This is a genomic window from Burkholderia sp. MSHR3999 (genome assembly GCF_000833595.1).
GTDB lineage: Bacteria > Pseudomonadota > Gammaproteobacteria > Burkholderiales > Burkholderiaceae > Burkholderia > Burkholderia ubonensis.
On sequence record NZ_JRFO01000001.1, the window covers coordinates 1,724,509 to 1,737,102 of the forward strand.

Annotated in this window: 11 protein-coding genes; 5 read left to right on the plus strand and 6 right to left on the minus strand. The window is 70.3% G+C overall.

The window, feature by feature from the left end; genetic code table 11:
* Position 1 precedes the first annotated feature (1 nt).
* Positions 2–625 (minus strand): TetR/AcrR family transcriptional regulator, encoded by a 624-nt coding sequence (locus KY49_RS08050; protein ID WP_042584102.1) that lies wholly within the window; start codon positions 623–625, stop codon positions 2–4.
* Positions 626–814: 189 nt separating this feature from the next.
* Between KY49_RS08050 and KY49_RS08055 the strand changes: the two genes are divergently transcribed.
* The 4 genes from KY49_RS08055 to KY49_RS08070 all read left to right on the plus strand — a co-directional run bounded on the left by KY49_RS08055 (position 815) and on the right by KY49_RS08070 (position 7,765).
* On the plus strand, positions 815–1,924 hold the full coding sequence (locus tag KY49_RS08055; protein WP_042584103.1) for an efflux RND transporter periplasmic adaptor subunit: 1,110 nt from the start codon (positions 815–817) through the stop codon (positions 1,922–1,924).
* Positions 1,921–5,106: an efflux RND transporter permease subunit gene (locus KY49_RS08060; RefSeq protein ID WP_042584104.1), complete on the plus strand. Its 3,186-nt coding sequence runs from the start codon at positions 1,921–1,923 to the stop codon at positions 5,104–5,106. Before KY49_RS08055 ends, KY49_RS08060 begins: the two co-directional genes overlap by 4 nt.
* Positions 5,107–5,108: 2 nt before the next feature.
* Positions 5,109–6,632: an efflux transporter outer membrane subunit gene (locus KY49_RS08065; RefSeq protein ID WP_042584105.1), complete on the plus strand. Its 1,524-nt coding sequence runs from the start codon at positions 5,109–5,111 to the stop codon at positions 6,630–6,632.
* 104 nt (positions 6,633–6,736) lie between these two features.
* The gene (locus KY49_RS08070) at positions 6,737–7,765 is read left to right on the plus strand and encodes a MerR family transcriptional regulator (protein ID WP_042584106.1); all 1,029 of its coding nucleotides are present in this window, start codon (positions 6,737–6,739) and stop codon (positions 7,763–7,765) included.
* Between the two features lie 72 nt (positions 7,766–7,837).
* Here KY49_RS08070 and KY49_RS08075 read toward each other — a convergent pair whose 3' ends face one another.
* From KY49_RS08075 to KY49_RS08095, 5 genes are all read right to left on the minus strand, one after another.
* Complete coding sequence (locus tag KY49_RS08075) at positions 7,838–8,365, minus strand: M949_RS01915 family surface polysaccharide biosynthesis protein (RefSeq protein ID WP_042584107.1); 528 nt, start codon at positions 8,363–8,365, stop codon at positions 7,838–7,840.
* Positions 8,366–8,445: 80 nt separating this feature from the next.
* Positions 8,446–9,123, minus strand: coding sequence for a hypothetical protein (locus KY49_RS08080; protein ID WP_042584108.1), 678 nt, complete (start codon positions 9,121–9,123; stop codon positions 8,446–8,448).
* Between the two features lie 27 nt (positions 9,124–9,150).
* A complete protein-coding gene (locus tag KY49_RS08085; protein ID WP_042584109.1) occupies positions 9,151–9,375 on the minus strand; it encodes a helix-turn-helix domain-containing protein in 225 nt (74 codons plus the stop codon).
* 10 nt (positions 9,376–9,385) lie between these two features.
* Positions 9,386–9,949 carry a DUF2975 domain-containing protein gene (locus KY49_RS08090; protein ID WP_042584110.1) on the minus strand — a complete coding sequence of 188 codons (564 nt, stop codon included), beginning with the start codon at positions 9,947–9,949 and terminating at the stop codon, positions 9,386–9,388.
* A 127-nt stretch (positions 9,950–10,076) separates the two neighbouring features.
* Positions 10,077–11,354, minus strand: a complete 1,278-nt coding sequence (locus tag KY49_RS08095; RefSeq protein WP_370445477.1) for a sigma-54 interaction domain-containing protein — start codon at positions 11,352–11,354, stop codon at positions 10,077–10,079.
* Between the two features lie 351 nt (positions 11,355–11,705).
* Between KY49_RS08095 and KY49_RS08100 the strand changes: the two genes are divergently transcribed.
* Positions 11,706–12,572, plus strand: a complete 867-nt coding sequence (locus tag KY49_RS08100) for an MBL fold metallo-hydrolase (RefSeq protein ID WP_442854615.1) — start codon at positions 11,706–11,708, stop codon at positions 12,570–12,572.
* Positions 12,573–12,594: the final 22 nt, after the last annotated feature.

The following is a 12,594-nucleotide window of genomic DNA, read 5'->3' on the forward strand; positions in this document are numbered from 1 at the left end:
TTCAGTCCGGCGCGCGCCCCAGCACCGCCCACGAGAAGAACCCCGCGAGCACGGCCTCGGCCGCCTCGGCCGACACGTGCTGCGGGTCGGCCGTGTAGTACGACTGCACGCCGTCGCACAGGCTCATCAGCCCGAGCGCGAGCGTCTCGGCCGGCAGCCGCAGCGGCGTGCCCGAGTGCTCCGAGAACGCACGGATGATGTCGGCCATCCGCGTGCGCGATTCCTGCAGGAACTGGTTGAAGCGCACGCGGAACTTCGCGTCGCGCGCCGCCTGCAGCTTCGCCTCGACCCAGAGCAGGTGGCACCGGTCGTCGATATGCATCCGCCGGTAGTAGGCGAGCGCGGTCGCCTCCATCTGCTCGCGCGAGCCGCCGCCCTCGAAGATCTGCCGCAACTCGGCCTGCACCGACGCGTGATCCCGCTCGAGCAGCTCGAACAGCAGCTCCGCCTTGCTGCGGAAATTCGAGTAGAACGCGCCCCGCGTATAGCCGGCGGCCGCGGCGATGTCCTCGACGCTCGCGGCGACGAAGCCTTTCTCCAGAAAAATCGACTGCGCAGCACTCAGCAGACGCTCGCGCGTCTGGTCCTTGCTCTGCTCCCGGGTCAAGCGCGTTGGTTGTTTCATGCCGCGAAGTCTAGCACCAACCTGGCGCCAACTGGCTTTCAGATTCATCTTTGCATTCAGATACAGCACTGTATTAGAATCCGCAACAGTATCCGAAAGATCTTGTCCGCGCGCATCGTTGCGCGCCGCTCGGGGCAAGCGCCCGCCGCTTGCCGGTTTCGCTCCGTTCTTACCGCCTCTGGGGGTTTCGTGAATCGCTCCGGTTCCCGTGCTGCGCTGCTGGTCGGCGCCGCGCTCGTCGTCGCCGCCTGTCACCCGAAAGAATCCGCACCACCCGCACCCCGCCCCGTCGTTGCCCAGCCGGCCCGCGCCGACGGCGTCGCGGTGTCGCGCACGCTGCCCGGCGAGATCCAGCCGCGCTACGCGACGCCGCTGTCGTTCCGCATTGCCGGCAAGATCGTCGAGCGCAAGGTGCGGCTCGGCGACACCGTGAAGGCCGGCCAGGTCGTGGCGCTGCTCGATCCTTCGGACGTCGAGAAGAACGCCGCGAGCGCGCAGGCGCAGCTCGACGCCGCGTCGCACCGCCTCGCGTTCGCGAAGCAGCAGCTCGACCGCGATCGCGCGCAGGCCCGCGAGAACCTGATCGCGACCGCGCAGCTCGAGCAGACCGAGGACGCGTACACGTCGGCGCTCGCGCAGCGCGACCAGGCGCAGCAGCAGCTCGCGCTCGCGAGGAACCAGCTGCGCTACGCGACGCTCGTCGCCGACCACGCCGGCTACATCACCGCCGAACAGGCCGACACGGGCCAGAACGTGTCCGCCGGGCAGCCCGTCTACCAGCTCGCGTGGGCGGGCGACGTCGACGTCGTCAGCGACGTGCCGGAAGCGGCGCTCGCGGCGCTCGCGCCGGGCCACACGGCAAGCGTCACGCTGCCGTCGCTGCCGGGCCGGCAGTTCGCCGCGAAGGTGCGCGAGGTCGCGCCGGCCGCCGATCCGCAAAGCCGCACCTACCGCGTGAAGCTGTCGCTCGAACGGCCCGACCCGGTGATCCGCCTCGGCATGACGGCCGACGTCGCGTTCGACGGCCTGACGGCCGGCAGCGACGCCGCGACCATCACGCTGCCCGCGACCGCGCTGTTCCATGACGGCCAGCATCCGGCCGTGTGGGTCGTGCGCGCGCAGAACGACACGCTGGAGCTGCGCCGCGTCGACGTCGCGCGCTTCAACGAGCGCACCGTGACCGTGTCGCGCGGGCTGCAGCCGGGCGAGCGCGTCGTGCTGCAGGGCGTGCACACGGTCAGCGCGGGCGAGAAGGTGCGCGCGATCGCGCCGCTGCATCCGGAGGACTTCGCGTCATGAGTTCGTTTCGCGAAGAAAGCCGCTTCAACCTGTCCGCGTGGGCGCTGCGCCACCAGGCGCTGGTCGTCTACCTGATCGTGCTGGCGACGGTCGCGGGCATCCTCGCGTACACGCGCCTCGCGCAATCCGAAGACCCGCCGTTCACGTTCCGCGTGATGGTGATCCGCACGTTCTGGCCGGGCGCGACCGCGCGCCAGGTGCAGGAGCAGGTGACCGACCGGATCGGCCGCAAGCTGCAGGAAACCCCGGCGATCGACTTCCTGCGCAGCTATTCGCGCCCCGGCGAATCGCTGATCTTCTTCACGATGAAGGACTCGGCGCCCGTGAAGGACGTGCCGGAAACCTGGTACCAGATCCGCAAGAAGGTCGGCGACATCGGCTACACGCTGCCGCCCGGCGTGCAGGGCCCGTTCTTCAACGACGAGTTCGGCGACGTCTACACCAACATCTACACGCTCGAAGGCGACGGCTTCTCGCCCGCGCAGTTGCACGACTACGCGGACCAGCTGCGCACGGTGCTGCTGCGCGTGCCGGGCGTCGCCAAGGTCGACTATTTCGGCGATCCGGACCAGCGGATCTTCATCGAGGTCAACAACGCGCAGCTCACGCGCGTCGGCATTTCGCCGCAGCAGCTCGGCCAGGCGCTCAACGCGCAGAACAGCGTGGCGTCGGCCGGCGTGCTGACGACCGCCGACGACCGCGTGTTCATCCGGCCGAGCGGCCAGTACGACAACGTCGCCGCGCTCGCCGACACGCTATTGCGCATCAACGGCCGCACGTTCCGCCTCGGCGACCTCGCGACGGTGAAGCGCGGCTACGACGATCCGCCCGTCACGCAGATGCGCAGCGCCGATGCAGGGCCGAACGGCAAAGGCGCGGCAGGCAAGGCCGTGCTCGGCATCGGCATCACGATGCAGCCGGGCGGCGACGTGATCCGGCTCGGCAAGGCGCTCGACGCGACGTCGCAGGCACTGCGCGCGCAATTGCCCGCCGGCCTCAAGCTGACCGAGGTGTCGAGCATGCCCGATGCGGTGTCGCGCTCGGTCGACGACTTCCTCGAGGCGGTCGCCGAAGCGGTCGCGATCGTGCTGGTCGTGAGCCTCGTGTCGCTCGGGCTGCGTACCGGGATGGTCGTCGTGATCTCGATTCCGGTCGTGCTCGCGGTCACCGCCCTCTTCATGTACCTGTTCGACATCGGCCTGCACAAGGTGTCGCTCGGCACGCTGGTGCTCGCGCTCGGCCTGCTCGTCGACGACGCGATCATCGCGGTCGAGATGATGGCCGTGAAGCTCGAGCAGGGCTACAGCCGCGCGCGCGCCGCCGCGTTCGCGTACACCAGCACCGCGTTCCCGATGCTGACGGGCACGCTCGTCACGGTGTCCGGCTTCCTGCCGATCGCGCTCGCAAAGTCGAGCACCGGCGAATACACGCGCTCGATCTTCGAGGTGTCGGCGATCGCGCTGATCGCGTCGTGGTTCGCGGCCGTCGTGCTGATCCCGCTGCTCGGCTTCCACATGCTGCCCGAGCGCAAGAAGCACGCGCACGAAGCGCACCTGCCCGACGATCACGAGCACGACATCTACGACACGCGCTTCTACACGCGGCTGCGCGGCTGGATCCACTGGTGCATCGAGCGGCGCTTCGTCGTGCTGGCGATCACGGTGGCCCTGTTCGTCGTGTCGCTGCTGGGCTTCTCGCTCGTGCCGCAGCAGTTCTTCCCGAGCTCCGACCGGCCCGAGCTGCTCGTCGACCTGCGCCTGCCCGAAGGCGCGTCGTTCGCGGCGACGCTGCGCGAAACCGAGCGCCTCGAGCAGGCGATCGCCGGGCGCCCCGAGATCGACCACGCGGTCAATTTCGTCGGCAGCGGCGCGCCGCGCTTCTACCTGCCGCTCGACCAACAGCTGCAGCTGCCGAACTTCGCGCAGTTCGTGATCACCGCGAAATCGGTCGAGGATCGCGAAAAGCTCGCGCGCTGGCTCGAAACCACGCTGCGCGAACGGTTTCCGGCGGTGCGCTGGCGGCTGTCGCGGCTCGAGAACGGGCCGCCGGTCGGCTATCCGGTGCAGTTCCGCGTCAGCGGCGACACCATCGCGACCGTGCGCGGCATCGCCGAGCAGGTCGCGGCCACGATGCGCGGCGACGCGCGCACCGTGAACGTGCAGTTCGACTGGGACGAGCCGGCCGAGCGCTCGGTGCGCTTCGAGCTCGACCAGAACAAGGCGCGCGCGCTGAACGTCACGTCGCAGGACGTGTCGAGCTTCCTCGCGATGACGCTGTCGGGCACGACCGTCACGCAATACCGCGAGCGCGACAAGCTGATCGCGGTCGACCTGCGCGCGCCGCGGGCCGACCGCGTCGATCCCGCGAAGCTCGCGGGCCTCGCGCTGCCGACGCCGAACGGCCCCGTGCCGCTCGGCTCGCTCGGCCGCTTCACGCCGTCGCTCGAATACGGCGTGATCTGGGAGCGCGACCGCCAGCCGACCATCACCGTGCAGTCGGACGTGCGCGCCGGCGCCCAGGGCATCGACGTCACGCATGCGATCGACGGCAAGCTGAATGCGCTGCGCGCGCAATTGCCGGTCGGCTACCGGATCGACATCGGCGGGTCGGTCGAGGAAAGCGCGAAAGCGCAGAAGTCGATCAACGCGCAGATGCCGCTGATGGCGATCGCCGTGTTCACGCTTCTGATGATCCAGCTGCAGAGCTTCTCGCGCGTGCTGATGGTCGTGCTGACCGCGCCGCTCGGGCTGATCGGCGTGGTGTCGACGCTGCTGCTGTTCGGCCAGCCGTTCGGCTTCGTCGCGATGCTCGGCGTGATCGCGATGTTCGGGATCATCATGCGCAACTCGGTGATCCTCGTCGACCAGATCGAGCAGGACATCGCGGCCGGCCACGGGCGCTTCGACGCGATCATCGGCGCGACCGTTCGGCGCTTCCGGCCGATCACGCTGACGGCCGCCGCCGCGGTGCTCGCGCTGATCCCGCTGTTGCGCTCGAACTTCTTCGGGCCGATGGCGACCGCGCTGATGGGCGGCATCACGAGCGCGACCGTGCTGACGCTGTTCTACCTGCCGGCGCTGTACGCCGCGTGGTTCCGCGTAAGGAACGACGAGCGCGACCCGCAGGGGGGCCCTTCGCAGGGTGGCCACGCTTCCGGCGACGCCGCGCCGTCGGGAGCCTGATCATGGAGCTGTCGATGAATCTGATGACGAACACCGCGCGCGCGCTCGCGGCCGCGGGCCTCGCCGGCGCGCTCGCGGGCTGCGCGTGGTTCGCGCCGAGCGGCGAGCCGCCGGCGATGCCGTCGCCCGCGCACTACGGCGCGACGCCGCAAGCCGAGCAGACGGTGGCGGCGCAAGGCGTCGCGCAGCATTTCGAAGTCGGCGCGCAGCCGGTGCCCGACTGGTGGACGCAGTACCGCTCCGACGCGCTGAACGCGCTCGTCGACGAAGGGCTGCGCAACAGCCCGACGCTCGGCGCCGCCGTGCACACGCTGAACGCCGCGCGCGAGCAGCTGCGCGCGCAGATCGGCAGCTCGATGCTGCCGTCGATCGACGCGGGCGGCCAGGCCGCGCGCCAGCGCGCGCTCGGCGTGCCGATTCCCGCGCTCGGCGCGCCGACGCTGCTGTACGACACGTTCGTCGGCCAGCTCCAGGCGCGCTACACGATCGACCTGTTCGGCGCGTCGCGCTTCGCGAACCGGGCGCTCGCCAAGCGCGTCGACGTCAGCGCGTTCCAGCTCGAATCCGCACGCCGCGCGCTCGCCGCGAACATCGTCGTCGCGTCGGTCACGAGCTCGGTGCTCGGCGCGCAGATCGACACGACCGAACGGCTCGTCGCGCTCGCCGATGCGCAGGCGCGCGACGCGGAGCGCCGCTATGCGCTCGGCGCCGCGTCGCGCGGCGATGCGCTCAACGCGCGGCAAAGCGCGGAGACGGTTGCGGCCGGCCTGCCCGCGCTGCGCCAGCAGCGCGACTCGGCACGCCATGCGCTCGCGGTGCTGGTCGGTCGCACGCCGGACCAGCCGCCCCCCGACCTCGCGCTCGCCGACCTGCATCTGCCCGCGCAGGTGCCGGTCGTGGTGCCGTCCGACCTGCTGAGGAGCCGCCCCGACATCCGCGCGGCCGACGCGGCGCTGCAGGCCGCCGCGGCCGAGGTCGGCGTCGCGACCGCGCAGCTGTTCCCGCAGCTGTCGCTGTCGGCGTCGATGGGGCAAGGCGGCTTCAACTGGCCGACGATGCTGTCCGGCGCGGGCGCGATCTGGAGCATCGGCGCGTCGCTCAGCCAGCCGATCTTCCACGGCGGCGCGCTGCTCGCGCAGCGCCGCGCGGCGAAGGAAAGCTACGCGGCCGCCGTCGACCAGTACAAGCAGACCGTGCTCACCGCGTTCCAGGACGTCGCCGACTCGCTCGCGGCGCTCGAGCACGACGCGCAGGCGCTCGACGCGTCGGGCCGCGCCGCGCTCGCCGCGCGCGGCGCGTATGACGATGCGGCCGCGCGCGTGCGGCTCGGCGCGCTGCCGCCGTCGGCGTCGCGCGCGAGCGAGCTGCAGTACCGCAACGCGCGGCTCGACGAGATCCGCGCGACGGGCGCGCGGCTCGCGGACACCGCGCGGCTGTATCAGGCGATGGGCACGCCGCCCGTCGAGACGGCGGCCGGCCAGCAGGCCCGCGCCGCCGTGCCGAACGCGCCGCCATCGCCGCAATGAGCCGGCCCGGGCGTCGGGTTCCGCGCCCGACGCCCACTCTTCCGCTTGACCCTCACGTAGCGTAACGTTCGAGACTCCAGCGTGCGCACCAAACGGAGGAACGAATGCGGCTGAAAGTGGGAGAACTGGCGAAACGCAGCGGGCTGACCGTCCGCACGCTTCATCACTATCACGCGATCGGTCTGCTGACGCCTTCGGCGCGCGCCGACAACGGCTACCGGCTGTACGACCGCGACGACATCGCCCGGCTCCACCAGATCCAGGCCCTGCGTCGCTTCGGACTGTCGCTTGCCGAAATCGGCGACTACCTGAACCAGCCCGGCGCCCCGCTCGTCGACCTCGTCGCGAAGCAGATCACGCTGCTCGACCGTCAGATCGAACAGAGCGCGCAGTTGCGCGAGCGGCTCGTGCGCCTGCACGCGCAGCTCGCCGAAGGCACGGAGCCGGAACTGGCCGATTGGCTCACCACACTGGAGTTGATGACCGTGTACGACAAATATTTCTCCGAGGAAGAACTCGCGCGCATGCCGATGTACCGCAAGAGCCAGACCGGCGACGCGGAATGGATCGCGCTCGTTGCCGACGTGCGTGCGCTATACGACGCGGGCGTGCCGCCCGAGGACGAGCGCGTGCGCGCGCTCGCCGACCGCTGGATGACGCTGCTCGTGCGCGACACGAACAACGACCCGCGCCTGCTGGCGAAACTGAACCTGATGCACGAGCGCGAGCCGTCGCTGCAGGCGCAGATCGGCATTTCGACTGCGTTGCGCGACTACGTGCTGCGCGCGGTGGCCGAAACGAAGATGCGGATCTTCGAAAAGTACCTCGCGCCGGACGAAATCCGCTTCATGCGCGCACACTACGGCGAGCGTGCGATGGAATGGCCGCAGCTGATGGCCGACGTGCGCGATGCGATCGACGCGGGCGCGCGGCCCGATTCGCCCGAGGCCCGCGCGCTCGCGCGGCGCTGGCTCGACCTGTTCCGCAGCTATGCGGGCGACGATCCGGCCACGCACGCGAAATTCCGCCGCGCGATGATGAACGAGCCGGCGCTGACGAAGGACGCGTGGGCCGACGAGACGCTGCTCGGCTTCATGCGGCAGACGATGGCGCAGTTGAATCCGCAGCATTGAGCGACGCTCGGCCGGGCCGCATGCGCACCGCATGCGGCCCGGCCGCCTGACAGCCTGACGGAATGCGCGCGATTACGGATAGGCGCGCAGGCTGACGCCGCGCCAATGCTTCGTCATGTAGCGGAGAAACGCGGGATTGGCCTTCAGGTCCGCGTTCGGCACGGGCGGCGCACCGCCGTCCATCACCTTGCCGTTCAGCGTGATGGTTTCCTCGCCGCGCAGCACGTATTTCCTGCCCTGATCGATCAGGAAATACTTGACCTCGTCGGGGCTGACGTCGCCGCGGCAGCCGATCTTGTACGCGAACAGGAACTGCTTGCGGCCGTTGCCGAGCAGGTCGAGCATTTCGACCGATGACGGCACGACGGCGAGAACCTTGTCCAGATCGCATTGCGTCACGTCGTCGCGCACCTTCCAGTCCGGCTGTCCGTTCAGCGTCCCGACGATCCTCAGCTGCGCGCCGTCCGGACGCGGGGTCTCCGTGAACGTGACCGCGTGCGCGCCGGCCGTGTCGGTCCACGTGTACTCGGCCGCATGAACGGCGTGACTGAACAGCATGGCGGCGATCGCGGGCCACGCGTGGCGGAAGCTTGTTTTCATTTTCATTGTGATGGCGAACCTCGGAAAGGACGCGCCATTATCCCGAAGGGCGCACGCCGCCGCCATGCCATCGCGCCGACTCACCACTTGCAGCCGGCATCGCGCACCGCGTCGATCGCGAGCGCCGGAATCGCGAGCAGCCCCATCCCCGCATACGCATTGCGGCAGTCGGCGCGGCGCGCCTCCGACATCCCGCGCGCGAGCGTGGCGTCCGTCGTCGCCCGCCGCGACACGCCCGCGACCGCGCCGGACGAAACCCCCAACCCGCTGATGGTCGCGGCCGCCGGACTGCGCCCGACCGTTCGCGGCGCGCCGATCGCATCCAGCTCGCCCCGCCAGTCGACGCCGGGCGCCGGCGCGTCGGCCGGGCTGCTTTCGGGGGCGCTCACGGCGTCCGCTTTCGGCATTCGGGTCGCCGCTGCGGACGAACGCGCCGGCACGCGTGTCGTCATGCTCGCGTCCCGATCGCGCAACGGGCGTGCACCGCCGGACCCGGCCGCATCCGTCCGGCCACGAACCGGCGCGATCGTCGCCGGCGCGCGCCGCGGCTGCGCCGGCGTCTGCAACGGAATCAGCTCGACGCTCAACGCCCGCCTGGCCGTGTCCGCGGCCGGCAGTCTTGCGGCGCGCTCGGCTATCGACGCCGACCGCAGCGCCAGCCAGCCGAGCAGATGGAGCGACAACGCCACGACGAACGCCAGCACGCCAACGCCCAGCCGCCGCGCATCGATCTTGCCGACTGCGATGCTCCCCGTCATGCCCGAGCCGCGCGTTTGCGCGACGCGTCAGCCCGCGTCGGCGACATCGTCGTCGCTGAATGCGAGCAGATCGCCGGGCTGGCAATCCAGATGACGGCAGATCGCGTCGAGCGTCGCGAAGCGAATCCCCTTGACCTTCCCCTGCTTGAGCAGCGACAGGTTCTGTTCGGTGATGCCGACGGCCGCCGCGAGGTCCTTCGAGCGGACCTTGCGGGTCGCGAGCATCACGTCGAGCTTGACGATGATCGGCATCGCGCGCGCCTCACACGAATTGCCGGTGCTCGGCGTCGAGCGCGCTCGCCTGCCGCAGGATGTGCGCGATCACGAGGATGCAGGCCGCGGTGAACAGCGCGACGACATACGGCATGCCGATGCTGATCGTGACGACACGGTGTCCGGCCGGCTCGCGCATCGTCGCCCACATGCTCAGGAGCGGCTCGCACACGATGCTCAGCAGGACCCACAGACCGACCGCGCGCCCCATCTTGCCGAGGTGCCGGGCGGCGTCCGCCGAGAAATAGTCGCCGCCCGCATAGCGGCGGAACAGCAGGCGCAGATGCCGCAGGCCGCTCGCCAGCGCGACGAGCGGCACGCTCGACAGCACGACGCCGCCGACCTTCTGCCACCACGGAAACGCGGCGACGTCGACGCCGAGCCCGGTGATCAGCGAATCGGTCAGGCCGAAGCCGAGACCCGCGCCGGACGGCGTCGCGTTCAGCGACGGCGCCACCCAGCATGCGGCGTTGAGCAGCATCATCGCGACGATGAACCAGAGCGTGACGGCAGCCATCCGCTGGCTGACACGGGCAATGCGATCGGCAGGCATGCGAATTCCTCGCGGTAGGGAGAACATGCCCGGATTCTAGGTGATCAATTATCGTAAAACAACCATTAATGATTGTCCGAGTTTGAATATTTGTCGCAATGCATGCATGTGCGGCGACGGGATGCCGTCACGCGTCCCGCGTCGCGAGCCCGAGCGCGCGCAGCCGCCGGTACAGCGTGCGCTCGCTCAGCCCGACGCGTTCGGCGAGCGCGCGTCGCGTGCCGCGGAACGTGCGCGCGATGCGCACGAGTTCGTCGTCGGACGGCGCGCGCGACGCGTCCGGCAGCCGCGACGCCGCATCCGCACATGCGATCTCATCAGGCAGGTGCTCGCTGCGGATCGTGCCGTCGTCCGCGAACAGGCAGGCGCGTTCGAGCACGTTGCGCAATTCGCGGATGTTGCCGGGCCATGCATAGGCGTCGAGGCACGCGCGCGCGGCGTCGGTCAGCGTGTGCGGCGCGGCGAGCGCGTCGCCGGCCCCGGCGCGCGCGTTCGCGATCCGCCGCAGGATCGACGCGGCCAGCAGCGCGACGTCGCCGTGCCGCTCGCGCAAGGCCGGCAGGTGGATCGGAAACGCGTTGATCCGGTAATAGAGATCCTGCCGGAACCGGCCGTCGTCGATCATCGCGCGCAGCGGCTTGTGGGTGGCGGCGACCAGCCGGAAATCCGCGCGCAGCGTCTCGACGCCGCCGACGCGCCGGAACGTGCCCGACTCGATCAGCCGCAGCAGCTTCACCTGCATCGGCAGCGGCACGTCGCCGATCTCGTCGAGAAACAACGTGCCGCCCTGCGCGGTTTCGACGAGGCCCGGCTTGCGCGCCGCCGCGCCCGTAAACGCGCCCTTCTCGTAGCCGAACAGTTCGCTTTCGAACAGCGTCTCGGCGATCCCCGAGCAATCGACCACGACGAACGGCCCCATCGCCCGCGCGCTCGCCTCGTGCAGCGCCCGCGCGAACAGTTCCTTGCCGGTGCCCGACTCGCCGAGCAGCAGCACCGGCAGCAGCGACGGCGCGACGCGCTGCAGCGCGCCGAGCGCCGCGTTGAACGCGTCCGAGCCGCCGACGAGCCCTTGCGCGCTCGGCTGCGCGGACGCGCTCTTCAGCGTCGTCAGCCGCTCGACGTACGCGATCACGTCGCCCGCCGCATCGAAGATCGGGCGCAGCTCGACGTCGACGTGCTCGGGGCCGCGCGGCGTGTGATGGATGTGCAGCACGCGGTCGGCGCCGCGCGACTCGAGCGCCTGCTTCATCGGGCAGTGCTCGCCCGCCTGGTCGCACGGCACGTCGTAGTGATGCGACACGCGGTAGCAATGCCGGCCCACGTGCTCGACGCCCGCCACGCCGAACTGCCGCCGGTACGCGCCGTTCGCCGCGAGGATCCGGTAGTCGGGGTCGACCACGATCATCGGCTGCGGATCGTGTTCCAGGTAGGAAACGAGCGCGCCCACGTCGGGCGCGGCGCCGCGCGGCTGGGCGGGAACGATCGGGATGACGTCGTGCTGGCTCATGGTCGGGTTCGGCGGGGTCTGTCATGTGGACTGCCGATTCTGCCATGACACTGCCAAAACTGGCAGCATGCGCGCGCCGGCAGGTTGCGCGCGTCGCCGCCCGCCGCATGCCCGCCGGTAAAAACCCGAACTGAATCAAGCCCCTGGCGCGTTCCCCGGCGCGTCAAGGCCGCCTGGCACGGTTTTTGTAATACCGGACGTCGATTGCAGAACCTGAATGAGGACGATCCCGTGAGCAACCTGCCCGTCATGTCGGTCGAAGGCTTCTTCGACCCGGCGACCAGCACCATCAGTTACCTGCTGCTCGATACGACGAGCCGCGAATGCGCGCTGATCGACAGCGTGCTCGACTACGACCCGAAGTCGGGGTGCACGCGCACCGCCAGCGCCGACCGGCTGCTCGCGCGCGTCGCCGAGCTCGGCGCGACGGTGCGCTGGCTGCTGGAGACGCACGTGCACGCCGACCACCTGTCGGCGGCGCCGTACCTGAAGGCGCGCGTCGGCGGCGCGATCGCGATCGGCGCGCAGGTGCGGCGCGTGCAGCATGTGTTCGGCCGGCTGTTCAATGCGGGCGCCGGCTTCGCGAGCGACGGCAGCCAGTTCGACCGGCTGCTCGACGACGGCGACGTGCTGCCGCTCGGCGCGCTGTCGATCCGCGCGCTGCACACGCCCGGCCACACGCCGGCGTGCATGACCTACTGCGTCGACGACGGTGCGCAACGCGCCGCATTCGTCGGCGACACGCTGTTCATGCCCGACTACGGCACCGCGCGCTGCGACTTCCCCGGCGGCGACGCGCGAACGCTGTACCGGTCGATCGCGCGCGTGCTCGGCCTGCCCGCCGACACGCACCTCTACATGTGCCACGACTACCCGCCCGGCGGCCGCGACGTGCAGTACGTGAGCACCGTCGCCGAGCAGCGGCGCGCGAACGTGCACGTGCGCGACGGCGTGACCGAGGACGACTTCGCCGCGATGCGCACCGCGCGCGACGCGACGCTCGACATGCCGGTGCTGATGCTGCCGTCGGTGCAGGTCAACATGCGCGCGGGCCACCTGCCCGAGCCCGAAGACAACGGCGTGCGCTACCTGAAGATCCCGCTCGACGCGATCTGAGCGCCTCGCCGCCGCCCCAACC